Source organism: Halomonas sp. CH40 (assembly GCA_041875495.1).
Lineage (GTDB): Bacteria > Pseudomonadota > Gammaproteobacteria > Pseudomonadales > Halomonadaceae > Vreelandella.
This window is the reverse complement of the sequence record CP112982.1, coordinates 2,313,948-2,340,389: the sequence shown is the minus strand read 5'-3', so window position 1 is coordinate 2,340,389 and position 26,442 is coordinate 2,313,948. Positions and strand designations below refer to the sequence as shown.

Below are 26,442 nucleotides of genomic sequence, written 5' to 3'. Positions count from 1 at the left end.
GAAGATATTAGCCCATTATCCAAGCAGTATACGCAATGGCATCCATAGGCCCATCCCCATCATGACGAGGTTTTCGGTGAGTGATACAAACCCCAGAGGCACCTTGCTGTTACCGCCGACGCAGGCGCATTTCAGTTCACGTTTGTCGATATACACTGCCTTGAACACCGATACGGCGCCTACCGTGCCGACAAACAGCGCCAGTGGCGCGGCAAGCCAGATCAAGGCGCCAGCGAGCATAAGCAGGCCCGCCAGGGTTTCGGCGTAGGGGTAGAGATATGCATAAGGGACATAACGCTGTGCCAGTAAGTCGTAGTTAAGAAACATGGAGCTGAAGCTTTCCACGTCCTGCAGTTTTTGCAGGCCTAGCAGCACCATGGCGGTAGCAATGAAGTATTCTGGCATTCTGGCGCTGAACAGGGAACCCTGAGCCGCCCAGCTGATGGCAAAACCCATCAACAGTGCAGTAGCAAAAATCGCCAACACCGGCTTGTAGCTGGTGGTATCAGCATCGGGAACGCTCATCCCCAGGTGCTCACGCAGCTCTTCATAGCCACCGATGCGTTCATCGCCCAGATATACCTGAGGGGTCGTCTCAACGCCTGCCTGTTCTTTAAACGCGTCGATCTCTTGGCGCGAGGTCAGCGGGTTGTCGTCGATTTGGTAACCTTTGCGCCTTAGCAAGTCGACCGTTTTCAAACCAAACGGACACATATGCTCCGCTGTTTTCATCCGATAAACGCGCGCCGTAGAGGGCGTGGTGGATGCCATGATCAGCCTCCTGATGTCACTCAAGGATGTATCTACCAGCTTAGGGCCTTGGGCTGCCTATAAGTCAAGTTTTTATGCGAGCTGAAAATGATCCAGAAAAATGACCTGTGGCAATGTTGAATAGTTAAATGGCGTTTCTTCTTGACCTTGGTGCGGCCCATAGGTTGTAGGCTGATAGTGCAAAGTAGTTCTGCTTTCTTCCTTTTTATCGACAAAAAACAGGAGTAAGGCGAGCTCTTTACCTGCAACATAACGGGAGAAAATAACATGATTAAGCATAATAAGATGATGGCTTTGGCATTGGTGGCAAGCCTTGCGACGGCAAGCGGCGCTGCGCTCGCTCAAGGTATGCATCAGGGAACCCAAGGCCAGGGTGGCATGATGAGCGGCCAGGGCGGAATGGGTTCCGGCATGATGATGCACGGCATGGGGAACCAAGGTCAGGGCAGCATGATGAACGGCCAGGGTGGTATGGGTTCTGGCATGATGATGGGTGGTATGGGTTCTGGCATGATGATGGGTGGCATGATGAACGGCATGGGCCCCGGCATGATGGGCGGAATGGGATCGATGGCTGGCATGGCCGATATGCTTGACGAGCAGCAGAGGAGCAGCATGCGTGAAATGCGCCAGGAACATCGTGCCAATCATCTGCAGCGGATGGGTGAAATGATGAATATGCGCGATGACATGATGGAACTCATGCGTGCTGAACGCCCAGACCCAGAGGAAGTGAAGGCGCTGCACGGCCAGATGTCCAGCCTGCATGGTGAGATGATGGCCGATAGTGTGCGCATGCGTAATCAGATGCAGGATCTGCTGACCGATGAGCAACGCGCCCAGATGAGAGGCAATATGTCAGGCCACGGCGGTCTCAATGACCAAGGCCAGCAATAAGCCTGGCTGAACATCTTTCTGTTTCAGGAGTAAATGCGCCATGATGAATGCCGATTGCTTTGCTTTTATGGGGTCAATGGGATGGTTAGGCTGGTTGATGCCGATAGCCATGTTGTTGTTAATTGGCTTTGCGATTGCCGCACTTGGCAAGTATCTCTTCAGCCGTTCACGTTAGGAGCCAAACATGATGCGACGTATGACCACCACGCTTTTGCTTTCTGGCTCCATGTTATTAGGGGCGGCAACTGCCCAGGCGGCCTTGCCAGCAGAAGCCACGCTGTATAAAAACCCTCAGTGTGGCTGCTGCGATGCCTATGCGCGCCACCTTGAAGCGCAGGGCATTGACGTAACCGTTGTAGATGACGTTGAACTGGGTAGTGTCAAGCAGCAAGCGGGCGTACCTCATGGCCTGGGCTCATGCCACACCATTAAGCTGGGAAAATATTGGATAGAAGGGCATGTTCCGGTGGAAGCCGTTACGGCACTGTTTGACCAACAGCCTGATATTGACGGTATTGGCTTAGCCGGTATGCCAACTGGCACACCGGGGATGCCGGGGCCACAAAGTGAGCCCTATCAGGTATACGCATTTACACAACAGCAAGACGAGCCATTCATGACGCTGTAATCAAGCATTTTTGTGTGGGGCTATATTTTTGTGGGGCGATAGTCGTAGCCCCACAACCTGAACCAGTGGCACTTATCGACGGCCCGCTGATCCCTATCGTCAAGCTGTGTATGATGTTGTCATCTATCATTCATTGTTCTTAGACGTGGAGACGCACCGTGAACACGGAAAGTCACTCTCAGCTGGCGGCCTTTATCTGGTCGGTCGCTGATCTTTTGCGCGGCGATTTCAAACAGTCCCAGTATGGCCGCATCATCCTGCCGTTTACCCGGCTGCGTCGTCTGGAATGTGTGCTGGCCCCCACCAAGGCCGAGGTGCTGGCCGCTGCCGACACCCATCAGCATAAACCGGAAGCCGTGCGCGAAAAGCTGTTACTGCGCGCCGCGGATCAGCCGTTTTTCAATGCCTCACCGCTGGCGCTGGGGTCGCTGTCCGACACCCAGACCAGCGATGACCTGATGAGCTACGTGCAGTCGTTCAGCCACAGCGCCCGGGAGATCTTCGAGCACTTCGAGTTTGAGAGCTTTGTTCAGCAGCTCAGCGCCAATAACCTGCTTTACAAGGTGGTGCAGCAGTTCGCGGTAATTGACCTGAGCCCGGCGCGGGTCAGCAACCACGGCATGGGCGGCATTTTCGAAGAGCTGATTCGCAAGTTTGCTGAAAGCTCCAACGAGACTGCTGGTGAGCACTTCACGCCCCGCGATATCGTCCACCTGACCACCTCACTAGTGCTGACCGGCCAGGAAGAAAAACTCACGCCCAACAGTATCGTCACCGTTTATGACCCGACAGCGGGCACCGGCGGGTTTCTTTCCGAGAGCGACGACTATATTCAGCAGGTCAGCCAGGGCGTGACCGTCTCGCTGCACGGCCAGGAGCTTAACCCGGAATCCTACGCCATCTGCAAAGGCGATATGCTGGTCAAGGGCCAGGAAGTCGAGCAGATCAAGCTGGGCAATACGCTTTCTGACGACCAACTGGCGGGCGAGCGCTTTGATTACATGCTGTCCAATCCGCCGTTTGGGGTGGAGTGGAAAAAGGTGCAGAAGCAGGTCGCCGATGAGCATAAACAGCGCGGCTACGACGGCCGTTTTGGCCCTGGCCTGCCGCGGGTTTCCGATGGCTCGCTGCTGTTTCTGATGCACCTGGTGGCCAAGATGCGTACCCGTCAGGATGGCGGCTCGCGGATCGGCATCATCCTTAACGGCTCGCCGCTGTTTACCGGCGGGGCGGGCAGTGGCGAATCCGAGATCCGCCGCTACCTGCTACAGCATGATCTGGTCGATGCCATTATCGGCCTGCCCACCGATATGTTCTACAACACCGGCATTGCCACCTATGTGTGGGTGCTCTCCAACGACAAGCCCGCCGAGCGTAAGGGCAAGGTACAGCTGATCAACGCCACCGGCCGGGCCAGCAAAATGCGCAAGTCGCTGGGCAGCAAGCGCCAATACATCACCGACCGCAACATTGACGATATCGTGCGCCTGTATGGCGCCTATGAAGAAACCGATGAAAGTAAGCTCTTCCCGGTAGAAACCTTTGGTTATCGGCGGATTACTGTCGAACGGCCGCTACGCCTCAACTTTGCAGCCAGTGCCGAGCGCCTGGCCCGGCTGGATGACGAGAAGCCTATTCAGAAGCTGGCGGACGCCGAGCAAGCCGCGCTTAAAACCGCCTGTGAAAGCCTGGGTGAACAGCGCTATACCAACCGCGATGCCTTCACCAAGGCGCTGAAAAACGCCCTCAAGGCCGAAGGGCTGAAGGTCGGCGTGCCAGTGCAAAAGGCCATTCTCAATGCGCTATTCGAGCGTGACCCGGACTCAGATATCTGCCTCGACAAACACGGCAACCCGGAGCCCGATAGCGGCCTGCGCGATAACGAGAACGTGCCCTATGGCGAGTCGGTCTACGCCTACTTTGATCGGGAAGTGAAGCCCCACGTACCCGATGCCTGGATAGACGAGAACAAGCGCGACGAGCTGGATGGCCGCATCGGCATTGTCGGCTTCGAGATTCCTTTCAACCGCCATTTCTACCAGTTCACGCCCCCGCGCCCGCTGGAGGAAATCGACGCCGACCTCAAAGTCTGCACCGACAAGATCAAGCAGATGATTGAGGAGCTATCGGCATGACGATGAAAAACCGTCTGAATAAGCAGTTGATAATATGGGCATCACCGTCTATGATTTTCTGCAACAAAACCCGCCAAGGCTCTGTTCTTTGCAGCATCCTCAAACCGGCGGGTTACTTTTTTAGCAAGTGTTTTACATCCACTCTGATGACATACCCGCCATGCCTCTCACAGAAGCACACTTTGGCGGGTTTTTTTGTGGCTATAATCAGACAGCTGGATAAGACCGTTTCTTTCTGGGGAGGAGGCAAGGCATGACCTACTCAGCATATCCAGAATACAAGGACTCCGGCGTTGAATGGCTGGGGGAAGTGCCGACGCATTGGGAGGTAAAACGCCTGAGATACGTTGCTGAGCTTAACCCTTCCAAGTCTGAAGTGCGCTCTCTGCCAGCCAAGAGCTACGTCAGTTTTATTCCCATGGAGGCCGTGGGAGATGATGGGTCGCTTTCACTTGACCAAACCCGACCAATAAATGAGGTCTTGGCAGGGTATACCTATGTTCGAGAGGGAGATGTCACCATAGCAAAGATCACACCCTGCTTCGAAAATGGAAAAGGGGCTGTCATGCGCGGTCTTAAGAATCGCGTTGGTTTTGGCACAACCGAGCTCACTGTCATGCGGCCCAAGGCTGAGTTGACTACAAGCAATTACCTTTATCGAGTCGTCTCTTCAGAGCCGTTTCGAGTGCTAGGTGAGTCATCGATGTACGGCGCAGGGGGGCAGAAGCGTGTGCCGGATGAGTTTGTTCGAAATTTTACCATCGCCTGGCCTCCTTTTAAGGAACAGGCTGAAATTCAGGACTTCCTCGACCACGAAACCGCCCGCATCGACGCCTTGGTGGAAGAGCAGCAGCGGTTAATTGAGTTGCTCAAGGAAAAGCGCCAGGCGGTGATTTCCCATGCTGTCACCAAAGGGCTCGACCCCGATGTGCCGATGAAAGACTCCGGGGTAGAGTGGCTGGGGGAAGTGCCCGAGCATTGGGGTGTTGGTAAAATAAAATGGTATATCTCGACAACTAGCGGAGGTACGCCACCTTCATCGCAACAGGAAGCGTTCTATGGAGGGGGGATACCATGGCTTCGAAGCTTAGATCTTAATGATGGTGTTATAACCAGATATGAGGTTTCCGTAACGCTGAAAGCTCTCCAAAAAACCTCTTGTCGAATGGTGCCGAAGGGATCTGTTCTTATTGCTATGTACGGTGGTGACGGAACCATTGGTAAAAATGGGTTGCTTGATTTTGACGCCGCTATTAACCAAGCTCTTTGTGCTTTTTTACCGTAAGCGCCCTTAAACCGGCATCTACCGCTCTCGCTTTTATCCCCTCACACTGATGCCATCAGATCTTTGTGAGGGGGTGTCATGACGCATCAAGAACGTGAGCAATATTGGCAGCAACAAGTCACCGAATGGCAAACCTCTGGCTTGTCCGGCATGGCGTTTTGCAAGCAACAAGCGCTAAAGTACCATCAGTTTTCTTACTGGCGTCAAAAGCTCTTGGCCAGCGCATCGTCAACAAAAGAGCCAGTCGCCGGTTTTGCCACCGTCGCATATCCCAATACCGGCACCGCAAAAGAAATAGACTCCACGGGGCTTACGGTATCACTGCCCGGCGGTATCACGGTCACGGGCTTGCACGCGGGCAACGTGGCGTTACTGGGCGATATCCTGAGGCAACTGTGAAGCGGCCGCGCTATTTACGCCCCGCGTGGGAAATGCCCGAGATCTACCTGTACCGCGCACCGGTCGATTTTCGCAAGCAAGCCAACGGCCTGGCGTTACTGGTGGAGCAAGAACTGGGACACAACCCCTTTAGCGGGGCGCTGTATGCCTTTACTAACCGGCAGCGAAATAAAATCAAGTGCCTGATGTGGGAAGACAATGGCTTCGTGCTCTACTACAAGGCGCTGGCCGAGGAGCGCTTCAAGTGGCCCGGCCCCTCGGATGACGTTATGGCGTTGACTGGCGAGCAGATCAACTGGCTGTTGGATGGCTACGATATCACCCTGATGCGCGGCCATAAAACACTGCATTACGACAGCGTCGGATAGGCCATAAAGCTCTTATTTTCAGTGCTTTAACACACCGAATCTGGTATCATTGGCCCATGAAAAAGCACCCCGAAGTCTCCTCCCAACTGCCTGATCTCAGTGGCCTCTCCGCCGCTGAGGTAGTGGCTCTTGTGGCGGGGCTTCAGCAACAGGTGACGGCTCAACAGACGGCGTTACAGCAACGTAATCTCTATATTCAATTGCTCGAAGAGAAGCTGCGCTTGCAGCGCATTCAGCAGTTCGCCGCGCGCAGTGAAAAGTCTGCGAACCAGGCTCATCTGTTCGATGAGACGGAGTTGGAAGCTGACATCGAGGCGCTACGCGATCAGTTACCCGACGATGTCGAAGAGCAAGACGCGCCGCGTCCCTCACGTCAACGTCGCCAACGTGGCTTCTCCGACACTCTGGTCCGTGAGCGTATTGAGCTTACGCTCAGCGAAGAAGAAAAAGTCGGGGCGACCAAGACCTTCTTCGCCAAGGTAAAAGAAGAGCTTCAGTTCATCCCCGCGCAGCTGAAAGTCCTCGAATACTGGCAGGAAAAAGCGGTGTTCCCGCTTGAGGGCAACGACCATCTCCTTACTGCGGAGCGTCCGGTTCATCCGCTAGGCAAGTGCACGGCGTCGACGTCACTGCTAGCGTACGTGATCACCTCCAAGTACGCAGACGGTTTGCCGCTGTACCGCTTGGAAGGCATGTTCAAGCGGTTAGGCCACGCTGTTAGCCGCACGCAGATGGCCAACTGGATCATCCGCCTGAATGACGTCTTCACGCCCTTGATCACGCTGATGCGCGAAGTGCAAAACAGCAGCGCGTATCTGCAAGCCGATGAAACGCGGCTGCAAGTGCTCAAGGAAGACGGCAAGACCGCTCAGTCAGATAAATGGATGTGGGTCACCCGAGGTGGCCCACCGGATCAACCGTCGGTGCTCTTTGCCTACGACCCGTCCCGCGGCGGCAGCGTGCCGGTGCGCCTACTCGACGACTTCTCAGGGATCCTGCAGGCCGATGGCTACGCCGGTTACGGCCAGGTATGCCGTGCCAACGGCATTACCCGCATTGGCTGTTGGGACCATGCGCGACGCAAGTTCGTGGAAGCGTCTAAGGCAGCCAAGGTCAACGCGAAAGGCAAGGGCGCCACGCCGGCCAAGGCCGAGGTAGGGCTTAGCCATATCAACAAACTCTACGCCATCGAACGGCAGATCAAGGATCTCAGCGAAGTGGAACGCTACCGTGTCCGCCAGGAGCTGAGCCTTCCGCGTCTTGAGGCCTTCAAGGCTTGGCTAGAGGCTAATGTTACCCGCGTCATGAAAGGCAGCCTGACGCGTCAGGCGATGGAATATACGCTGAACCAATGGGACTTCCTCATCGGCTATTGTGCGCGCGGCGACCTGCATATCAGTAATGTTCTGGCAGAAAACGCCATTCGCCCGTTTGCCGTTGGTCGAAGAGCCTGGCTGTTCGCGGATACCTCCCGCGGCGCTCACGCCAGTGCCACCTGTTATTCACTCATCGAAACGGCAAAAGCCAATGGCTTGGAGCCTGCTGCCTATATCCATTATGTGCTGGAGCACATCGCCACCGCTGATACGTTAGAGGCACTGGAAACGCTGCTGCCCTGGAACGTGAACTTGGCGCCCGCCGAAAAAAAGTGAAAGAACACGGCTAGGTCAAGTGTGTCGATTTAAGGGCGCTTACTTTTTACCTAATCAGAACTTTGTTTCAGGCCTGAGGGATCCCCACAAATATTTCAATAAAATCAGCAGGTAATGTTGAAGGAGCCTGCATGAGTCGGCATGTTGTTAATCGCCAAACAAACAATATGCCTAAGGAGACCCATGCAGGCCCCACGATTCTTACACAATTGGCTCACATCAGCACTCCCCTCAATACATGCCAAACGTCTTCAAGCACTTCTGGATACGGTGGGTGCCTTGCTGACGGATCGTCGATTGGGGTTAACAGCGCTCGGGCGTGCTTTGCCAGGGCCGGTAGCGCCTCGGCATACCATTAAGCGCGTCGACCGGCTATTGGGCAACCACCATTTGCACGAGGAGCGCCCCTTGTTTTATTGGCTGGTGGCTAATGTGTTGATCGGTCATATGACACGTCCCCTGATTCTGGTCGATTGGTCGCCTATCGATCATTATGGGCAGCAATTTTTGCTGCGTGCTGCTATCCCCTTTGCCGGGCGCTCATTGCCGATCTTTGAAAAGGTTCATCACAAAAATGGATGTGCGTATTGCGAAGCGTATCTATTAGAAGCCATTGCCCGCCTGTTGCCTGAAGGGGCAACGCCTGTGCTGGTGACCGATGCCGGTTTTCGTAACCCGTGGTTTCGCGCTGTAGAGAAGCGTGGCTGGTATTACGTCGGGCGTGTACGTAGCCCCACCCATTATCAGGCATCCGGTGCAGCGTGGCAGGCGGTCAGTTCATTGTTTCAGCAAGCCACCTCGGTACCCAGTGCCCTTGGAGAAGTTCAGATAGCGCGCAGCAACCCACTGACGACTCAGATGGTGCTCTATCACCAATCGCCCAAGGGGCGTAAAGATCGTAACAAGCGTGGACAGGCCTCTCAGGACAGTGCGAGCAGAGCCATCGCCCGCCGTCAGGAAGAACCCTGGGTATTGGTCACTAATCTGCCGAAGCGCTCGACACAGGCGAAAAAAGTGGTCGCCATCTACCGGCAACGAATGCAGATCGAAGAAGGTTTTCGCGACGTCAAAAGCCCCCTTTTTGGGCTGGGCTTTGGTATGCATCAATCGCGTCAGGGCAGGCGTATCGAGATCCTGCTGCTGATCGCGATGTTGGCCAATATGGCGATGATGGTCGCTGGCCTGGGCGTGAAAACCAGAGGGCAGCAGAAACACTACCAGAGCAACAGTATCAATCATCGCAATGTTTTATCGGTATGGCGCCTTGGGCTGGAATGGCTGCGTCGACAACCTTCCGGCGCTGTGCCCTGGCCTTGCTGGACATCGCTGAAGGCCAGCCTGAGAGAAGAAGCCCACGATCAGGCATTATGCGACGCATAGCGCCAAATTCGTGGGGATTCTTCAGGTTTCAGGCTACCTCCATCGTTACCTACAATTCTACCGGCCATACTGGATGATTGGTGCTGAGAGTTCGAGGAAAGACCCGAACATTGGCCAAGACCGAATTGGTGATAGCTACTGCTTAATGCCACCTTATGATGAGCAGAAAGCTATTATTGCTAGGCTCGATGATGATTTAGGTAAGATGGCGAAGCTGCAATACAAAGCTGAAATTCTAGTATCTAATCTCCAAGAGCGACGCTCTGCCCTAATTTCTGCCGCTGTTACCGGCAAGATTGATGTGCGCGGGTGGCAGCCTCCGGAGGGAGCTGACGTCAAAGTGGCGAGCCAACAGGAGACGTTATGATGCAGGGGCGCAGTATTCGATTGTTTCTGGTAGATGGCACGCCCAACGGCTTGCTCACCGCCGAGATCATGAACTGGACCGGCCACGTACTCACTGGCCCGCGTACAAAGCTGACGGAACTGGTGCAGCGCCCCGAGTGCGGCCGCACCGGTATCTATTTTCTGGTGGGGCCTGATCTGGAAGGCAGCCCACGCCCGCAGGTGTATATCGGCGAGAGCGATGACGTGGGCACCCGCCTGAAACAGCACAACCGGCCAGAAGATAAAGGCGGCAAGGACTTCTGGGAGAAGGTCTGCCTGGTCACCAGCAAGGATCAAAACCTCACCAAGGCCCACGTCAAATACCTGGAAAGCCTGCTGATCCTGAATGCCAATCAGGCGGGACGCTGCAAGCTCATCAACGGCACCGCTCACGAATATAGTAACCTGCCAGAGTCTGATCGCGCTGACATGGCATTCTTCATAGAGCAAATCCGCACCTTTTTGCCGGTGCTAGGGTTGGACTTTCTACGCAACGCCACAACACGTGCATCACAACCCTCACCAAGCACTGCCAACCCAAGTTCGGTAACAGCCGGTAACGTCGCCGACGCGGCGGAATCGCCACCTTTACGTATGGACATAAAAAAGCACGCCATTGTTGCCTTTGCACAGGTCATTGACGGAGACTTTGTCGTGTTTGAAGGGTCGTTGGCTCGTGAAGAGTGGATAGATCTGAAGCATAGCTACCGCCACCTCTATAAGCAGTTATGTGATGAAGGTGTGCTGATGGATGACGGCAATGGCTTTAAACGCTTTACCCGCGATTATGCTTTCAGCAGCCCAGGTCCAGCAGCAGCAATGGTGGCAGGTCGAGCCGCCAATGGCCGTTTTGACTGGAAAGTAGAAAGCACCGGCCAAGCGTATGGTGAATGGCAAGACCAGCAGGTTAGCGCAGCGGCAGAGAAGCAATAGGGAAATCAACATGACCCAACTTTCACCTGATACTCAAGAAATGCTGGATAGCCTTCGCACTGCAGTGGCTGACGCCTTAGAGCGCAAACGTCGCTTGGGCCAATACGCGGTGTTTTGGCAGGATGGCAAGCCCGTTTTCGTTGGTGAGGACGCACCTGATAATGCAAATGAACGCTAGGCTAATGACACACGCTGATTAGGAGACACCATGGCCAACAGCAAGGAAGCGCAGTTCCAGCAGGATATCATCGACGCCATGGCCGCCGGTGGTTGGCGGGTGGGTACGGCCAGCGGTTATGACCGCGCCACGGCGCTGTATACCGAAGACTTGCTGGGCTACGTGCAGGACGCCTGGCCCGAGCGCTGGGACAAGTTCTGCAAGGCCAATCCGCAAGCGTCTGAGCAGGTGTTTGTGCAGAAGGTGGTGCGTGAGCTGGAGCGGGCGGGCACGCTGGATGTGCTGCGTCACGGCTTCAAGGTGCCGGGGGTGGCCTTTGATCTGTGCAGCTTCAAGCCTGACCATGCCATGAACCCGGACGCGCTTGCCCGCTACCAGGCCAACCGCCTGCGAGTGGTGCCGGAAGTCTCCTACTCGCCCCATGCCCGCGAAAAGGGCAAAAGCGGCGAAAGTTATAATCCCCGTCTGGATCTGGTGCTGTTCGTCAACGGCATTCCGACCGCCACTCTGGAGCTGAAAAGTGAGTTCAAGCAGTCGGTGGAAAACGCCAAGCGCCAGTACCGCAACGATCGCCCCCTGAAAGACCCGGTGACACGCAAGGTCGAGCCGCTGCTGGCGTTCAAGCGCGGCGCCCTGGTGCATTTTGCCGTCAGCCAGGCCGAGGTGGCCATGGCCACTCAGCTTGCGGGTAAGAACACCTTTTTTCTGCCCTTTAACCAGGGCACCCCAGGCGGCGGGGCCGGTAACCCCGCTCCTCAAGATGAGAACCACTACGCCACCGCCTACTTGTGGGAACGGGTCTTCGCCACGGATGCCTGGCTGAAAATACTCGGGCGCTTTCTGCATCTGGAACAGACAACCAGTGAAGACTTCCACGGGAGGCGCAAGACCAAGGAAACCCTGATCTTCCCGCGTTACCATCAGTGGGAAGTGGTCAACCAGTTGGTTGATACCACCCAGGACGAGGAGGGCGGCCAGCGCTACCTGGTGCAGCACAGCGCCGGTTCGGGAAAATCCAACTCCATCGCCTGGCTGGCTCATCAACTCGCCAACCTCTACGACGAAAGCGGCCAGCACAAGCGCTTCAATTCAGTGATTGTGGTCACCGACCGTATCGTGCTGGATACCCAGCTGCAGAACACCATCTATCAGTTTGAGCACGCCCACGGGGTGGTCTGCCCGATCACCCGCGAAGTAGGCAACCAGAGCAAGTCCGAACAGCTGGCCGAGGCGCTGGCGAGTAACACCCGCATTATCATCGTCACCATCCAGACCTTTCCGGCGCTGTTTGATGCGCTGGATAAAAGGCCTACGCTGGCCGAAGGGCGCTACGCGGTGATTGCCGATGAAGCGCATTCCTCGCAAACTGGAAGCTCCGCCACCAAGCTGAAAGCCCTGCTGGCGGCTGGAGGGGAAGCGGCTGACGACGATGAAGAGATCAGCGCCGAGATGATGCTGGACGCCGCCGTTGCCTCACGCCGCCCCAACCAGCGCATCAACTATTACGCCTTTACCGCCACGCCCAAGGCGAAAACGCTGGAGCTATTTGGCCGAGTGCCCGACCCCAGCCTGCCCGCCAGCGCTGATAACGCGCCAGAGCCGTTTCACCTTTATTCCATGCGCCAAGCCATTGAGGAAGGCTTTATTCTCGATGTGCTGCGTAACTACGTCACCTACAGCACTGCCTGGAAGCTGGCCCACAGCGAGGAAGACGACCCTGAGGTAGATGCCAAAAAAGCGGCGCGTACCCTGGCCAAGTGGGTGCGTTTACACCCGTACAATATCGCCCAGCGGGTTGAGGTGATTGTTGAGCATTTTCGCGCCAATGTGCGCCACCTGCTGGATGGCCAAGCCAAGGCCATGGTGGTCACCGCCAGCCGCCAGGAAGCGGTGCGCTATCAGTTGGCCATGCGCCAGTATGTGGAAGACAAGGGTTACCAGGACGTTCACCCCCTGGTGGCATTTTCCGGCAGCGTCCCAGCCGATGAGGTGATTCCCGAAGAGGTCACCGAGACCAGCCAACTGCTTAACCCCGACGTGCGGGGGCGGGATCTGGCCAAGGCGCTGGATACTGACGATTTCAATGTGATGATCGCCGCCAACAAGTATCAGACCGGCTTTGATCAGCCCAAGCTATGCGCCATGTACGTGGATAAAAAGCTCCAGGGCGTGGACTGTGTGCAGACCCTTTCACGGCTGAACCGCCTGTTCCCCGGCAAGCAGACCTTTATCCTCGATTTCTACAACGAAGCGCAGGAAATTCTGGACGCCTTCGCCCCGTATTACCGCAAAGCGGAGCTGGCGGATGTCTCCGATCCCCAGGTGGTGTATGACCTCAAGCGCACCCTGGATGCCAGTGGCATCTATCACTGGCCGGAAGTCGAGGCCTTTGCGACGGCTTTCTTCGACCCCAAGGCACCGGCCTCGCGGCTGAGCTACCACTGTCAGCCTGCCCAGGAGCGCTTTAAAAAGCGTTACGAGGTCATCGTCGAGCAGCAGGCTACCTGGAAAGACGCTCGCCGTCAGGCTGAGCAGCAGGGCGATGATAAAGGCATCAAACGCGCCGAGCAGGAGTTGGAAGATGCTGGCAAGACCCGCGATGAGCTCGATCTGTTCCGCAAGAACCTGCAGAGCTTTGTGCGTACCTATGAATTCCTGAGCCAGATCATCGCCTTTGACGATACCGAGCTGGAGCAGCTGTGCGTCTACGCCAAGCACCTCTACCCCTTGCTGCGAATCGACCGGCTGCTGGTGGATGACCCCATCGACGTCAGCGAGCTTGAGCTGGACAGCTACCGGCTGACCAAGCGCGCCGAACAGCGCCTGTCACTGGAAGAAGAGGACGGCGACTACGGCCTACAACCGATTTCTGAGGTTGGCTCCGGCAAACCCCATGACCCGGAAACCCAGCGCCTCAACGAGATCATCGAGCGTCTGAACGATCTTTACGGCGCCGATATCAGCGACGATGACAAGCTGCACTTCGCCAACGGCATTGCCGACCGCATCCAGCGGGATGAGGCCGTGATGGCTCAGGTCAATAACCACAGCGAGGATCAGGTCATGCACGGCCTCTTCCCCAAGCGCGTGACCGATGCCGTGCTGGATGCCCTCACCGACCACGAAAAACTCAGCATGCCGCTGCTGGAAAACGCAGAAACGGGGCGGCAGTTTGCCTTGCTGATACTCAGGCTGCTGGCGGGGCGGCAGCCAGATAACCGCTTCTAGCGTATGATAACGGCTAGATGGGCAGTGGCTTGATCACGTTAATACTAAATACTGCTGCCCGGTTTAGGGTGGAATTTCATATCACATGGGTTGGAGGGCACAGTGAATGGCTAAGCTTGGCTACCTCACGCACCTAAAAATAAAGGGTTTTCGCTCTATCGAGTCGACCTCGCTAGAACTTAAGCCACTAAACGTACTGATAGGCCCGAATGGTGCGGGGAAGTCGAACTTCATCAATTTTTTCCGCTTTATGAACAAGTTGCTGCAGAAAGATCTACAGCTATATGTGGCAGAGCAGGGTGGAGCAGATGCGCTGCTACATTTCGGGCGTAAGCAGACGCCTGCTCTGTCGACGTATTTACGTTTTGACCCCAATAGCTACGGGGCAACCTTGATCCCAACGCAAGACGGACGCCTAGTCTTTAAAGAAGAGTTTTGTGAGTTTTTTGCCGATTCCATAGGCTTTTCAGGTGGCGACAAAAAAAAGGCGCTCTCCAAGCCTGGTGCTGACGAATCAGCGTTGCCAGCACCGCAAGGTATGAACATTGAAGGTAATGTTGCTAAGCACATTTCTGACTGGAAGGTGTATCACTTCCATGACACTAGCAGTAGCGCGCCAATGAAGCAGGCGGGAGAGCTGTTAGATAGCGAGCGTTTGCGTGAGCAGGGTGAAAATCTAGCGGCTTTTCTTTATGACATCCAGGCGCATAGCCCGGAGACCTATAAGCGGATCGTGTCCACTATCCAGCGAGTCGCGCCTTTTTTTCACGATTTCATACTGGCACCTGAACGGCATAATGACAGTAAAATTCGACTGCGTTGGAAACATAAAGGCAGTGATGCCTATTTTGACGCCCATGCGCTTTCCGATGGAACCCTGCGATTTATCTGCATGGCTACCTTGCTATTACAGCCCATCCTCCCTTCGCTGATATTACTTGATGAGCCTGAATTAGGGCTGCATCCCTATGCCATTCAACTATTAGGTTCCATGCTGCGTCTGGTTAGCCAATCTACCCAGATCATTATTTCTACTCAGTCAGTATCGCTAGCCAATGAGTTCAGCGCTGACGATGTAGTTGTTGTCGAGCACCAAGAGAACCGTTCTACTTTCAGGCGCTTGGATACGGATTCGCTGGAAGCATGGTTAGATGATTATCGCCTAGGGGAACTCTGGGAGAAAAATTTGCTGGGAGGAACGCCAGCATGATTCGATTGGGCATTAGCGTTGAAGGGGCAACGGAACGTGAGTTTGTGACGCGCGTGTTGGCACCGGTGCTTGCTCAAAACCAAGTATTCGCCTACCCCATTGATATGCATGGGCGTGTTTCGCTGGAGCGTGTAGAAAAAGAGGTCAGCAAGCTGCTCGCGATGTTTGACCATGTGACCACGTTCTATGATTTTTATGGGTTTCACAAACGGCCTGAAGGAAATGTAGACGTGCTAGAGGCAGCTATTAACGATCTTATGCCTGCCGATAAGCGCCATCGATTTACCCCTTATGTTCAGCAGTACGAATTTGAAGCACTGGTGTTAGCTGTACCTGACCGCGCAGAAATTATCATTGGCGTTAATGGTCTAGGCGAGCAGTTTCGCGAAATAGTTGCGCAAAGCGGCGGTGCTGAACTGGTCAACGATGGTTATAAAACCTGTCCGTCTCGCCGCATCAAGGCTATTGCCCCTTTATATGATAAGAAATTTCATGGTCCAGTGGCATTAGAAGGCGGTTTGCAGGAGGCAAGAGCGGCTTGCCCTCGCTTCGATGCTTGGCTGAACTATATTTTGCAGTTGAAAGTGAACCAAAATTCGCGATGAGACGTCAGCAGACTCGACAGGAAGGGCTTGCATGAAGATCACAAGGAAGCAATTGAGCCAGGCGGTGGATGAGCAGATTATCTCCCGCGAGCAGGCGGATGCGCTTTACAGATTTTTGCAGGCGCAGCCTGACGAGGTGCCACGTTTTACCTTTAGTCATCTGCTTTATTATCTGGGCGGGCTGATAGCGATAGCGGCGATGAGTGTCTTTATGACCCTGGGCTGGGAGGCCTTTGGGGGCGCCGGTATCTTTTTGATTTCGATCGCCTATGCCGCCATCGCTTTGATCATTACACATAGGCTCGCGGCCAGAAAGCTTGTGATTCCCGCCGGGATTTGTGCGGCTTTTGTTGTCTGCATGACGCCATTGGCCATCTATGGTCTGCAGCATTGGATGGGGGTCTGGCCGGATGACAGTGTCTATCAGGATTATCACCGTGTCGTAAAATGGCACTGGTTATATATGGAACTCGCAACGCTGGCCGTTGGCAGCGTCATGCTGTGGAAATACAGATACCCCTTTCTGGTGATGCCGATTGCTGTCACGCTTTGGTATATGACCATGGACGTTGCAGTGCTGGTATCAGGCGAAGATATCACGCTGCTAACGAGAGGGCTGATTTCACTGTACGGTGGATTGTTGATGATAGGCTTGGCGTTGTGGGTGGATATCAGATCCCGTCACCACGCTGACTACGCCTATTGGCTGTATCTCTTTGGCGTGGTGGCCTTCTGGTTGGGGCTATCGATTCAGGAATCGGATAGCGAGCTGTCAAAGTTTCTGTATTTCTGTATCAATCTGGCCATGGTAGGCGTGGGGGCGGTGTTACTGCGCAGGGTCTTTGTGCTCTTTGGTGCCCTGGGCATCTGCGGTTACCTGGGCTATCTGGCCTTCCATGTATTTCAGGATAGCTGGCTGTTCCCGATAGCGCTGTCCGCCATCGGTCTGGGCATTATCTATGTGGGCATCCAGTGGCAAAAACACGAGCAGGCGATTACTCATAAGTTGCGTGCCTTGCTACCTGCCGTCATACGGGAATGGCTTTCGTCCAGGCCCGAGATAAACAGGTAAGAGTTGTCTCTTGATTTTGCTTAGGTGTTAGTCTGGTCAAGCTTGACTATCAGACCCGTTGCTGGATTCAATATGAAAGAATTCACAGCCTGTGATGTGAATAGGCTTGCAGGCCTTTACATACCCAGCGCCAACACTTGACGCTAATTCGTCTTTCAAAAATGACCTGATCAGGATGCTATGACGCCGCATATTGGAGAGCGAATTACCGCTAAGTTTGGGACTCTCAGTGCTCAAGAACAGCGAGTAGCGAGCTTTATACTCGATCACTTTGACGACCTTGCGGTATTCAGCGCGGCGGATCTGGCGCGTTTAACCGGAGTGTCCAAATCGACGGTCAGCCGTCTTTTCAAACGCCTGGGTTTTGATAGCTATCGTACAGTCAAAGACCATGCCCGCCAGCTTCGAAACCTGGGTGTGCCATTAGTCATTGATCCTGATGCCATGCAAGAAGACGCTGTGGGTTCGTTTCAGCGACATCTGTCACGTGAAAAGGAAAACCTGCAACGTGGCTTTAACAGCATGTCTGCCGATAATCTTGCTGACCTCGTGCAACATATTGGTAACGCGCGACAGGTACTGGTGATCGGGTTTCGCAACAGCTACCCATTGGCGTTGCACTTGCGCCAGCAGTTGATACAGGTGCGTTCCCAGGTTCGGTTGATTCCTCAATCCAATCAGTCAATCGCTGAAGAAATAGTGGATCTTGGTGAACAGGATCTGGTTGTACTGTTTGGGTTTCGCCGACGGCCAGCGGCGTTTCCAACGCTGGTAAATGCCCTAGAGCGCTCGCCTGCCAAAATAGCCTTGGTGGCCGATCCGACAGCGGTTAACTTTACTGCCCAAGTAAATTGGTTTGTGGATATACCACTGGAAAGCCTCTCGGCATTTGATAGCTACGCAACGGCCAACAGTCTGATCTGCCTGCTTGCCAACAGCGTGCTGCACTGGCATTTGTCACAAGGCAGAGAGCGGATTAGCGCAATCAGTGATATTTATGCCGATCTCAGTGAACTAGAAACCTCCTCAATGGATGTTGATTGGAACGCTGAGTAGTTCTCCATCCAAGCATGGTGCATCTCCCCGTTGAATGAGCTAAACGTGCACCAAAGCATTGCATTCATCTTGTTTCACACATCTGCTAAGCCCTCTTTAAGCTCGGCTCTGGCCGAGTCGTCATTTCCCGTGTCTCTTAAGCTACTGTTATAAAAAAATTTAGCTTCTTGTGGTATCGCGCTTGCTACTAAGTGATCAGGTGAAACGAAAGTTTCTTTGTTGGAATTTATGAAACAAAGCTTTCATTCGCTCCATTGCTTGCTCATGCCGCCACGGCTGATCACTTAACAACATGCCTTTGCCAGGGGCCAGGTTGTCCTGGTCAGGAGAACACCATGAAATCGATAGCGCAGCGCATTAATCACTCATTTATCCGCCGCTTCAAGAGCGTACAGACCCAGATGTTAGCGACAGGGCTAAGTGCGGTAGTCGCCCTCGGGGCGATGACGACCGCTCCAAGTGTTCACGCAGATGCTCTGGAAGAGATTGAAGCACGAGGCACTATTCGTATTGCTGTACCACAAGACTTTCCGCCTTTTGGTTCAGTCGGTACTGATCTGGAACCTCGCGGCTATGATATTGATATGGCTCAGTACCTTGCCGACGAAATGGGCGTTGAGTTAGAGCTGATCCCGGTTACCAGTGCTAACCGTATCCCCTATTTACAGACAGGCCAGGCGGATTTGGTAATCTCAAGCCTGGGCAAGAACCCTGAACGTGAAGCCGCTATTGATTTCTCTGATGCTTATGCACCGTTTTTCCTGGGCGTTTTCAGCGCCGATGCGGATGAAAGTATCGATAGCCCGGATGGCTTGGCTGATAAAACCATCGGGGTAACGCGTGGTGCCGTAGAAGACATGGAGCTTTCTGACATTGCGCCAGACTCGACGACAGTACAGCGCTTTGAAGACAACGCCACCACTATCTCAGCATTTCTTTCCGGACAGGTCGATTACGTGGCGACTGGTAACGTGGTAGCCGCTGAGATTGCTGAACGTAATAGTGATCGTGCGCCTTCGCTGATATACCAGCTAAAGGATTCACCCTGCTATGTGGGCATGAACAAAGATGAGCCAGCCCTGATGGCTGAAGTGAATCGCCTGATTGAGCAAGCCCTTGAGGATGGCACCCTGAATGAGCTGTCTCAGCGCTGGTTTAACGCTGATTTGCCAGAAAACTTTGGTAGCTGAGGTTCATCATGGGGCCAACACTCGACTTCCTTACTTTGTTGCCCTATGTCAGTGAACTCCTTAAAGGTCTTACCACCACGGTCATGCTGACCGTGGTGACCACCTTGACAGGGTTAGCACTGGCAGTAGCGGTGGCCTATCTACGGGTTAATGCGCAGCCTTGGGTGCGATGGGGGCTGGGCAGCTACGTCGAAGTGACCCGCAACACGCCCTTTATTGTGCAGCTTTTCTTTATCTTTTTCGGGTTGCCGGGGCTCGGTATCAAGATTGATGCGCTTACCGCGGCGTTTATTGCCATGACCTTGAACCTGGCCGCCTATAGCGCGGAAATTCTGCGTGCCGGTATCAATGCAACGGCCAAAGGACAGTTGGAAGCAGGACGCGCATTGGGCATGACGACGCTGCAAAATTATCGCCACGTGGTATTGGTACCTGCGTTTGCCCGGGTTTATCCGGCGCTAATCAGCCAGTCGATTATCGTGATGCTGGGTTCAGCGGTGGTATCGCAGATTTCGGTATTTGACCTGACCTACGCGGCTAACTTTATCCAGTCGCGCAACTTCCGCAGTTTTGAAGTCTATCTGTTGATTACCCTGCTGTATTTGCTCCTCGCCTTTGGCATGCGGCGCAGCTTTATGTTGGTAGGTAAGCGGATATTTGCCTATCAGCAAGGAGAGCAACGATGATTGATTTCAGCTTCTGGGATATCTTGCGCAACCTTTTATTGGCAGCACGCTGGACGATAGTGCTCTCACTAATTGCCTTTGCCGGCGGGGCAGTGGTGGGGCTTGTGTTGACCTTCATGCGTCTCTCCAGCAACCGCTGGCTGCAGCGTTTAACCTCGCTCTATGTTGATCTTTTCCAAGGCACACCACTGCTGATGCAGCTGTTTTTGATTTTCTTTGGTGCTGCTGCCATGGGACATCCGATTTCTGCTTGGCTGGCTGCTTCTATCGCCCTCACGCTGTTTACCAGCGCGTTTCTTTGCGATATCTGGCGTGGTTGCCTGGAGGCGGTTGCCAAAGGGCAGTGGCATGCGGCTCGGGTGTTGGGGATGAACTACTTTCAGTCCATGCGTCATGTGATTTTGCCTCAGGCACTGCGCCTCTCGATTCCACCCACGGTAGGTTTTTCGGTACAGGTCATCAAAGGCACTGCACTGGCCTCGATCATTGGCTTTGTCGAGCTGACCAAGGCAGGCACCATGCTCAATAATGCCACCTTTGAACCTTTCACCATCTTTGCCCTTGTGGCGCTGCTTTATTTTGCGCTGTGCTACCCCCTTTCCTGCTACGCGCGCTACCTGGAGAAGAAGCTCTATGACGCTGGTCTACGTTGATAATGTCCATAAAGCCTTTGGCAAGCTGGAAGTGCTTAAAGGTATCAGCCTTTCGGTCGCACAAGGCGAAGTGGTGGCGATTATTGGTCGCAGCGGTTCGGGTAAAAGCACCTTGCTGCGCTGCCTGAATCAGTTGGAAATACACGATAGTGGCCAGATTACCATTGCTGACAAGCAGCTTGATGCTGCATCAATGTCGCCTAAAGAGCTCAGTGAAAATGTTGGCATGGTATTTCAAAGCTTTAACCTTTTTCCGCATAAAACGGTGGGGGAAAACGTTTGCCTGGCCCCCATTGTCGTACGCGGTGAGGAGAAAGCTGAGGTTGAGAAAATTGCCCGTGAGGTGCTGGAAAAAGTAGGCCTATCTGATAAATACGATGCATACCCTGCTCAGCTTTCCGGAGGGCAACAGCAGCGGGTTGCCATCGCCAGAGCATTGGCGATGCGTCCTAAAGTGATGCTCTGTGATGAGGTGACGTCAGCACTTGATCCAGAGTTGGTGGGTGAAGTACTGCGTGTACTTGAGGCATTGGCCGCAGAAGGAATGACACTGATTCTGGTCACCCACGAAATGAGCTTTGCCCGAGATGTTGCTGATCGCGTGGTATTCATGCATCAAGGCCGCATTCACGAAGAAGGTGCCCCCAGTGAATTGTTTAGTAACCCTCAAACGCCTGAATTGCAGCAGTTTATTTCGGCGGTGCTTTAACAGATGACAGGCTGGGGTATGCAAGAATACTGGTCAGTGTAACGACTGGGCTTGAGTTTTCAGCCAGGTTCGTTCGGTTTCTTGGTCGTCACACCTTAATGCGACTTGACACATATCAACCTTGCCCTGTGCGTGGCGGGGTATGATGTGAGCAAGGGGTTGATTCACGTTGAATGACCCGACGACAAGGAAGCGCTATGACACTTGCCAACAAGACCAAAGACACAACACAACAGGCAGCTGCGAAGGCGGCGTTAGTGGACGAATTCAGCGTCATGCAGAAAACGCGTGGTGCCCAGGAAGCCCAGGCGGCGGCGATTGCCGATATTCTGGGGCTGAAAGGCCCGTTGCCTGAGCCGCATGAAGAAACTCTAAAGGCCGTGGCGGATATTATCGATGGTGCCTCGCTGGATGATGTGGCGGAACTGAAGAAAGCCCTGATCAACTGGAAGCAGTTTGAAAAAGGCCGTGCTGTTTCCAAGGATGAGGCGCTGGTTGAAGACTGGCGAACGGCGGCTTACCCCTACAAGAACCGCCTGTCCCGTAAATCCTATGAAAAGCAGAAGTATTATCTGCAGGTTGAGCTGCTGAAGCTGCAGGCGTGGATCAGAAGTACCGGTCAGCGGGTTGTCATTGTGTTTGAAGGGCGTGATGCGGCAGGCAAGGGCGGTACTATCAAGCGCTTTATGGAGCACCTGAACCCGCGCGGCTCGCGGGTCGTGGCGCTTGAGAAGCCGACGGAAACCGAACAGGGTCAGTGGTATTTCCAGCGTTATATCAAGCACCTGCCCACCCAGGGTGAACTGGTGCTGTTTGACCGTTCCTGGTACAACCGGGCGGGCGTTGAACGTGTCATGGGCTTCTGTTCTGAGCAGCAGTATCAGGATTTCCTGCGCCAGGCGCCGGAGCTTGAGCGTAACCTGGTGGGCAGCGGCCTGCACCTGATCAAGTTCTGGTTTTCGGTCAGCCGTGAAGAGCAGCAGCGCCGTTTCAAGGAGCGTGAACTGCATCCGCTCAAGCGCTGGAAACTCAGCCCGATTGATCTGGCGTCGCTGGAAAAGTGGGAAGACTACACCGTTGCCAAGGAAGCCATGTTCTTCCACACTGACCATTCTGAGTGCCCCTGGGTGGTTATCAAGTCAGACTGCAAAAAGCGCGCCCGCCTGAACGCCATGCGTTACGTGCTCAATGCGTTTGACTATGAAGGCAAGGACATCAATAACATCGGTGCTGCTGACCCCTTGATCGTCGGGCGCGCCGAGTTTTCGCACTCCTGATAATTAGGGCCCAATGAGAAGGCATTCCCATGTCGATCAGCCTTGATGATGTGCGCGCAATGGATCGCCAGGACCCACTGGCTGGCTTCAAGGCGCAGTTTGCCCTACCCGCCAACACCCTCTATCTCGATGGTAATTCCCTGGGCGCGCAGCCGCTCAAGGCGCGCCAGTATGTGGCGGATACCATGGATCAATGGCGCGACGAGTTGATCAAGGGGTGGAACCAGGGCTGGTTTGACGCGCCTGAACGCCTGGGAAAAAAGCTGGCGCCGCTGATCGGTGCTCAGGGCCATGAGGTGCTGGTCACCGATACGATTACCCTGAACCTGTACAAACTGCTGGGCTATGCCACCCAGGCACAGAGTGGGGCGCGCCGGGTTATTTTAAGTGAGGGGAGTAACTTTCCGGCCGATGGCTATATTGCCGAGGGTTTCTGCCATTTTGCCGGTTTTGAGCATCGCGTTTTGCCGCCAGAGGCTGAACTGGCGGATTATCTCAACGACGAGGTGGCTGTTGTGGTGCTTAGCCAAGTCAACTATCGCAGCGGCTGGCTGCGGGATATGGCGTCGACCACAGCGCTTATCCACCAGCATGGGGCCGAGGTGATCTGGGATCTGGCCCATTCCGCCGGAGCCTTGCCCGTGGCGCTTAACCAATGCGGCGTTCGCTTTGCCGTTGGCTGTACCTATAAATATCTCAATGGCGGGCCTGGGGCGCCCGCCTTTGTATATGTGGCCGAAGACGCCCAGAACCAGGGCTGGCAGCCGCTGACCGGTTGGCACGGTCACGCCGCGCCCTTTGCGTTTGAAGGAGATTATGCGCCTGCCACCGGGTTAACCGCTTTCCGAACCGGTACGCATTCGGCACTGGTGTACGCCGCCCTTGAGGCGTCGCTGGATATCTGGCAAGACGTGGATATGCAGGCGCTGCGTGATAAAAGCCTGGCCATGACGGAGCTTTTTCGGCACTTGCTGGCAGAGGTGCTAACTACCTACGGTATTGACGACGTTACGCCCTTGAAGGCCGAGCGCGGCAGCCAGGTAGCGCTTATGTATCCTGAAAATGGCTACGCGGTGGTGCAGGCATTGATCGCCCGAGGTGTGATAGGTGACTACCGTGAACCCGGCCTGATGCGGTTTGGTTTTACGCCCCTCTACTTGGTCTATGAAGATGTGTGGCAGGCAGCGAGGCATTTTCGGGAGGTTCTCTCAACAGGAGAGTATCGCCAGGAGCGTTTTCAGGCCCGCTCCGCGGTGACCTGAATCATGGGTATTTATTTGCTTGTGGCATAAAACAGCCGCACAGGCATAAAAAAACGCTCGGGTAATTAGCCCGAGCGTTTTTGGATCAGGGCCGAGTAAATTCGGCCCTGTTGAGCGGCGAGTGCATTACGCTTGCTGGAATTTTTCCAGGTCAAAGCGATCCGCGTTCATCACCTTGGTCCAGGCGGCAACGAAGTCTTTGACGAACTTCTCTTGGTTGTCGTCCTGGGCATACACTTCTGCGTAGGAGCGCAGTACCGAATTGGTACCAAATACCAGGTCCACACGTGAGGCGGTCCACTTGACGCTATCGGTCTTGCGGTCGCGGATCTCGTAGTGGTTGTTGCTGACCGGTACCCAACGGTTGCCCATGTCAGTCAGGTTGACAAAGAAGTCATTGGTCAACTGACCCGGACGATCGGTAAAGACGCCGTCCTGACTGCCACCATAGTTGCTGTCTAGGGCGCGCATGCCGCCCATCAGCACGGTCATTTCTGGTGCTGTCAGGCCCTGCAGCTGAGCGCGGTCAAGCAGCATCTCTTCAGGCTTAACAACATACTCTTTCTTCTGCCAGTTACGGAAGCCATCAGACAGCGGCTCCAGCGGCTCGAAAGAATCAGCGTCGGTCATTTCGTCGGTCGCGTCACCACGGCCCGGCGTGAAGGGCACGAGAATATCGTAACCCGCCGCCTTAGCGGCTTTCTCGATACCGACGCTGCCGCCGAGTACGATCACGTCAGCAATGCTGGCGCCGCTTTCAGCAGAGATCTTTTCGTACACGCCCAGTACCTTGGCAAGACGCTCCGGTTCGTTACCTTCCCACTCGTTCTGCGGTGCAAGGCGGATGCGCGCACCGTTGGCGCCACCGCGCATGTCAGAGCCACGGAAGGTGCGAGCGCTATCCCAAGCGGTGCTGACCATCTCATTGATGCTAAGGCCGCTGTCAGCGATCATCTGCTTGACGGCTTCAACATTGTAATCCGTGTTGCCTGCCGGTACCGGGTCCTGCCAGATCAGGTCTTCCTGGGGCGCTTCCGGGCCGATGTAACGGTCTTTCGGGCCCATGTCGCGGTGGGTCAGTTTGAACCAGGCGCGGGCAAACACATCGGAGAAGTAGGCCGGATCGTTGTAGAAACGCTCGGAGATCTTGCGGTACTCCGGATCCATTTTCATTGCCATGTCCGCATCGGTCATGATGGGGTTGAGGCGAATGGACGGATCTTCCACATCGACGGGCTTGTCTTCTTCCTTGATGTTGATCGGCTCGTACTGTGAAGCGCCGGCCGGGCTCTTCTTGAGTTCCCACTCGTAGTTGAGCAGCAGGTGGAAGTAGCCGTTATCCCACTGGGTCGGGTTAGTGGTCCAGGCACCTTCGATACCGCTGGTCACGGTGTCGCGGCCAACGCCACGGGTAACCTGATTGTTCCAGCCAAGACCCTGTTCGTGTACGTCTGCTGCTTCAGGTTCCGGGCCGAGGTTGTCAGCATCGCCGTTACCGTGACATTTACCCACGGTGTGGCCGCCAGCGGTCAAGGCAACGGTTTCTTCGTCATTCATCGCCATACGGGCGAAGGTGACGCGTATCTGCTCGGCTGTCTTGAGCGGATCCGGGTTGCCGTTAACACCTTCCGGGTTAACGTAGATCAGGCCCATCTGCACGGCGGCCAGCGGGTTTTCCATAGTCTCTGGCTGATCAACGTCTTCATAACGCTCATCAGACGGGGCCAGCCATTCTTTCTCAGCGCCCCAGTAGATATCTTTCTCGGGATGCCAGATATCTTCGCGGCCGAAGGAGAACCCGTAGGCAGGCAAACCCATGGATTCGTAGGCCGCTGTACCTGCCAGGATGAAGAGGTCAGCCCAGCTGATCTTGTTGCCGTACTTCTTCTTGATCGGCCACAGCAGACGACGCGCCTTGTCCAGGTTGGTGTTATCCGGCCAACTGTTGAGCGGAGCAAAACGCTGGCTACCGGCACCACCGCCACCACGGCCATCAGCAATACGGTAGGTACCGGCAGCATGCCAGGCCAGACGAATCATCAGGCCGCCATAGTGACCCCAATCGGCGGGCCACCAATCCTGGCTGTCGGTCATCAGCGCGTGCATGTCTTTCTTGAGTGCATCAAAGTCAAGCTTCTTGACTTCTTCACGGTAGTCAAAGTCTTCGCCCATAGGGTTGGACTTGCTATCGTGCTGGTGAAGGATGTCCAGATTCAGCGCTTCTGGCCACCATTCCTTGGATGCATCAGCGTTTGTGTTGCCACCGTGCATGACGGGGCATTTACCTGCGTTGTCGCTCATTCGTAGCCTCCACTCTGTGTATTGCTATAGATAACGTCTGTTATCTTTCCCTACATTAAAGGGAATATCATTGTATCTGCCATCGCGCATCAAGCGTAACGGTGATGTTAAGCGAATCCTGATGACACTTTCATGCAGGAAGCTGACTGAATTTGCTTCCTGCCATTGATCTTTTATTAA

At 54.7% G+C, this 26,442-nt stretch carries 25 protein-coding genes; 23 read left to right on the top strand and 2 right to left on the bottom strand.

Annotation, left to right across the window (positions count from 1 at the left end; translation table 11 throughout):
* Positions 1-15: 15 nt before the first annotated feature.
* The gene (locus OR573_10810; protein ID XGA78999.1) at positions 16-771 is read right to left on the bottom strand and encodes a glutaredoxin; all 756 of its coding nucleotides are present in this window, start codon (positions 769-771) and stop codon (positions 16-18) included.
* Positions 772-1,038: 267 nt separating this feature from the next.
* On the opposite strand from OR573_10810, the gene OR573_10805 reads away from it, so the two are divergent.
* From OR573_10805 to kynU, 23 genes are all read left to right on the top strand, one after another.
* Positions 1,039-1,668, top strand: coding sequence for a Spy/CpxP family protein refolding chaperone (locus OR573_10805; protein XGA78998.1), 630 nt, complete (start codon positions 1,039-1,041; stop codon positions 1,666-1,668).
* Positions 1,669-1,708: 40 nt separating this feature from the next.
* A complete protein-coding gene (locus OR573_10800; protein ID XGA78997.1) occupies positions 1,709-1,843 on the top strand; it encodes a hypothetical protein in 135 nt (44 codons plus the stop codon).
* Positions 1,844-1,855: 12 nt separating this feature from the next.
* Entirely contained in the window at positions 1,856-2,296 is a 441-nt protein-coding gene (locus tag OR573_10795) for a hypothetical protein (protein ID XGA81728.1), read from the top strand.
* 158 nt (positions 2,297-2,454) lie between these two features.
* Positions 2,455-4,431, top strand: coding sequence for a class I SAM-dependent DNA methyltransferase (locus OR573_10790; protein XGA78996.1), 1,977 nt, complete (start codon positions 2,455-2,457; stop codon positions 4,429-4,431).
* Between the two features lie 253 nt (positions 4,432-4,684).
* Positions 4,685-5,716 carry a restriction endonuclease subunit S gene (locus OR573_10785; protein XGA78995.1) on the top strand — a complete coding sequence of 344 codons (1,032 nt, stop codon included), beginning with the start codon at positions 4,685-4,687 and terminating at the stop codon, positions 5,714-5,716.
* A gap of 78 nt (positions 5,717-5,794) precedes the next feature.
* Complete coding sequence (locus OR573_10780) at positions 5,795-6,115, top strand: hypothetical protein (protein ID XGA78994.1); 321 nt, start codon at positions 5,795-5,797, stop codon at positions 6,113-6,115.
* Between the two features lie 32 nt (positions 6,116-6,147).
* A complete protein-coding gene (gene tnpB / locus OR573_10775; GenBank protein ID XGA78993.1) occupies positions 6,148-6,483 on the top strand; it encodes an IS66 family insertion sequence element accessory protein TnpB in 336 nt (111 codons plus the stop codon).
* A gap of 56 nt (positions 6,484-6,539) precedes the next feature.
* The gene (locus OR573_10770) at positions 6,540-8,135 is read left to right on the top strand and encodes an IS66 family transposase (protein ID XGA78992.1); all 1,596 of its coding nucleotides are present in this window, start codon (positions 6,540-6,542) and stop codon (positions 8,133-8,135) included.
* A 183-nt stretch (positions 8,136-8,318) separates the two neighbouring features.
* A complete protein-coding gene (locus OR573_10765) occupies positions 8,319-9,515 on the top strand; it encodes an IS4 family transposase (protein XGA78991.1) in 1,197 nt (398 codons plus the stop codon).
* A gap of 73 nt (positions 9,516-9,588) precedes the next feature.
* Positions 9,589-9,882 carry a hypothetical protein gene (locus OR573_10760; protein ID XGA78990.1) on the top strand — a complete coding sequence of 98 codons (294 nt, stop codon included), beginning with the start codon at positions 9,589-9,591 and terminating at the stop codon, positions 9,880-9,882.
* Positions 9,879-10,835, top strand: a complete 957-nt coding sequence (locus OR573_10755) for a GIY-YIG nuclease family protein (GenBank protein ID XGA78989.1) — start codon at positions 9,879-9,881, stop codon at positions 10,833-10,835. Before OR573_10760 ends, OR573_10755 begins: the two co-directional genes overlap by 4 nt.
* A 10-nt stretch (positions 10,836-10,845) precedes the next feature.
* On the top strand, positions 10,846-11,013 hold the full coding sequence (locus OR573_10750; GenBank protein ID XGA78988.1) for a hypothetical protein: 168 nt from the start codon (positions 10,846-10,848) through the stop codon (positions 11,011-11,013).
* A 30-nt stretch (positions 11,014-11,043) separates the two neighbouring features.
* Positions 11,044-14,241, top strand: coding sequence for a DEAD/DEAH box helicase family protein (locus OR573_10745; GenBank protein ID XGA78987.1), 3,198 nt, complete (start codon positions 11,044-11,046; stop codon positions 14,239-14,241).
* A 106-nt stretch (positions 14,242-14,347) separates the two neighbouring features.
* Positions 14,348-15,451, top strand: coding sequence for an AAA family ATPase (locus OR573_10740; GenBank protein XGA78986.1), 1,104 nt, complete (start codon positions 14,348-14,350; stop codon positions 15,449-15,451).
* On the top strand, positions 15,448-16,056 hold the full coding sequence (locus tag OR573_10735) for a DUF4276 family protein (protein ID XGA78985.1): 609 nt from the start codon (positions 15,448-15,450) through the stop codon (positions 16,054-16,056). Before OR573_10740 ends, OR573_10735 begins: the two co-directional genes overlap by 4 nt.
* A gap of 31 nt (positions 16,057-16,087) precedes the next feature.
* Positions 16,088-17,128 (top strand): DUF2157 domain-containing protein, encoded by a 1,041-nt coding sequence (locus tag OR573_10730; protein XGA78984.1) that lies wholly within the window; start codon positions 16,088-16,090, stop codon positions 17,126-17,128.
* 180 nt (positions 17,129-17,308) lie between these two features.
* Positions 17,309-18,184 carry a MurR/RpiR family transcriptional regulator gene (locus tag OR573_10725; GenBank protein XGA78983.1) on the top strand — a complete coding sequence of 292 codons (876 nt, stop codon included), beginning with the start codon at positions 17,309-17,311 and terminating at the stop codon, positions 18,182-18,184.
* 335 nt (positions 18,185-18,519) lie between these two features.
* Positions 18,520-19,374, top strand: a complete 855-nt coding sequence (locus OR573_10720; protein ID XGA78982.1) for a transporter substrate-binding domain-containing protein — start codon at positions 18,520-18,522, stop codon at positions 19,372-19,374.
* Positions 19,375-19,382: 8 nt separating this feature from the next.
* The gene (locus OR573_10715; GenBank protein XGA78981.1) at positions 19,383-20,060 is read left to right on the top strand and encodes an amino acid ABC transporter permease; all 678 of its coding nucleotides are present in this window, start codon (positions 19,383-19,385) and stop codon (positions 20,058-20,060) included.
* A complete protein-coding gene (locus OR573_10710) occupies positions 20,057-20,713 on the top strand; it encodes an amino acid ABC transporter permease (protein XGA78980.1) in 657 nt (218 codons plus the stop codon). The genes OR573_10715 and OR573_10710 overlap by 4 nt, the downstream gene beginning before the upstream one ends.
* On the top strand, positions 20,694-21,422 hold the full coding sequence (locus OR573_10705; GenBank protein XGA78979.1) for an amino acid ABC transporter ATP-binding protein: 729 nt from the start codon (positions 20,694-20,696) through the stop codon (positions 21,420-21,422). The genes OR573_10710 and OR573_10705 overlap by 20 nt, the downstream gene beginning before the upstream one ends.
* 197 nt (positions 21,423-21,619) lie before the next feature.
* The gene (gene ppk2, locus OR573_10700; GenBank protein ID XGA78978.1) at positions 21,620-22,699 is read left to right on the top strand and encodes a polyphosphate kinase 2; all 1,080 of its coding nucleotides are present in this window, start codon (positions 21,620-21,622) and stop codon (positions 22,697-22,699) included.
* A 29-nt stretch (positions 22,700-22,728) separates the two neighbouring features.
* Entirely contained in the window at positions 22,729-23,961 is a 1,233-nt protein-coding gene (gene kynU, locus OR573_10695; protein ID XGA78977.1) for a kynureninase, read from the top strand.
* A gap of 126 nt (positions 23,962-24,087) precedes the next feature.
* On the opposite strand, the gene katG is transcribed toward kynU, so the two are convergent.
* Positions 24,088-26,262: a catalase/peroxidase HPI gene (gene katG / locus OR573_10690; protein ID XGA78976.1), complete on the bottom strand. Its 2,175-nt coding sequence runs from the start codon at positions 26,260-26,262 to the stop codon at positions 24,088-24,090.
* Between the last annotated feature and the right edge of the window lie 180 nt (positions 26,263-26,442).

Excerpts from the sequence above, each read along its gene's own strand:
- OR573_10715 (XGA78981.1), top strand. The coding sequence starts at position 19,383 with ATGGGGCCAACACTCGACTTCCTTACTTTGTTGCCCTATGTCAGTGAA.
- OR573_10795 (XGA81728.1), top strand. The coding sequence starts at position 1,856 with ATGCGACGTATGACCACCACGCTTTTGCTTTCTGGCTCCATGTTATTA.
- OR573_10770 (XGA78992.1), top strand. The coding sequence starts at position 6,540 with ATGAAAAAGCACCCCGAAGTCTCCTCCCAACTGCCTGATCTCAGTGGC.
- tnpB (XGA78993.1), top strand. The coding sequence starts at position 6,148 with ATGCCCGAGATCTACCTGTACCGCGCACCGGTCGATTTTCGCAAGCAA.
- OR573_10755 (XGA78989.1), top strand. The coding sequence starts at position 9,879 with ATGATGCAGGGGCGCAGTATTCGATTGTTTCTGGTAGATGGCACGCCC.
- OR573_10730 (XGA78984.1), top strand. The coding sequence starts at position 16,088 with ATGAAGATCACAAGGAAGCAATTGAGCCAGGCGGTGGATGAGCAGATT.
- OR573_10800 (XGA78997.1), top strand. The coding sequence starts at position 1,709 with ATGATGAATGCCGATTGCTTTGCTTTTATGGGGTCAATGGGATGGTTA.
- OR573_10735 (XGA78985.1), top strand. The coding sequence starts at position 15,448 with ATGATTCGATTGGGCATTAGCGTTGAAGGGGCAACGGAACGTGAGTTT.
- OR573_10720 (XGA78982.1), top strand. The coding sequence starts at position 18,520 with ATGAAATCGATAGCGCAGCGCATTAATCACTCATTTATCCGCCGCTTC.
- OR573_10705 (XGA78979.1), top strand. The coding sequence starts at position 20,694 with ATGACGCTGGTCTACGTTGATAATGTCCATAAAGCCTTTGGCAAGCTG.
- OR573_10740 (XGA78986.1), top strand. The coding sequence starts at position 14,348 with ATGGCTAAGCTTGGCTACCTCACGCACCTAAAAATAAAGGGTTTTCGC.
- OR573_10810 (XGA78999.1), bottom strand. The coding sequence starts at position 771 with ATGGCATCCACCACGCCCTCTACGGCGCGCGTTTATCGGATGAAAACA.
- OR573_10780 (XGA78994.1), top strand. The coding sequence starts at position 5,795 with ATGACGCATCAAGAACGTGAGCAATATTGGCAGCAACAAGTCACCGAA.
- OR573_10765 (XGA78991.1), top strand. The coding sequence starts at position 8,319 with ATGCAGGCCCCACGATTCTTACACAATTGGCTCACATCAGCACTCCCC.
- OR573_10710 (XGA78980.1), top strand. The coding sequence starts at position 20,057 with ATGATTGATTTCAGCTTCTGGGATATCTTGCGCAACCTTTTATTGGCA.
- katG (XGA78976.1), bottom strand. The coding sequence starts at position 26,262 with ATGAGCGACAACGCAGGTAAATGCCCCGTCATGCACGGTGGCAACACA.
- OR573_10760 (XGA78990.1), top strand. The coding sequence starts at position 9,589 with ATGATTGGTGCTGAGAGTTCGAGGAAAGACCCGAACATTGGCCAAGAC.
- kynU (XGA78977.1), top strand. The coding sequence starts at position 22,729 with ATGTCGATCAGCCTTGATGATGTGCGCGCAATGGATCGCCAGGACCCA.
- OR573_10725 (XGA78983.1), top strand. The coding sequence starts at position 17,309 with ATGACGCCGCATATTGGAGAGCGAATTACCGCTAAGTTTGGGACTCTC.
- ppk2 (XGA78978.1), top strand. The coding sequence starts at position 21,620 with ATGACACTTGCCAACAAGACCAAAGACACAACACAACAGGCAGCTGCG.
- OR573_10805 (XGA78998.1), top strand. The coding sequence starts at position 1,039 with ATGATTAAGCATAATAAGATGATGGCTTTGGCATTGGTGGCAAGCCTT.
- OR573_10750 (XGA78988.1), top strand. The coding sequence starts at position 10,846 with ATGACCCAACTTTCACCTGATACTCAAGAAATGCTGGATAGCCTTCGC.
- OR573_10745 (XGA78987.1), top strand. The coding sequence starts at position 11,044 with ATGGCCAACAGCAAGGAAGCGCAGTTCCAGCAGGATATCATCGACGCC.
- OR573_10785 (XGA78995.1), top strand. The coding sequence starts at position 4,685 with ATGACCTACTCAGCATATCCAGAATACAAGGACTCCGGCGTTGAATGG.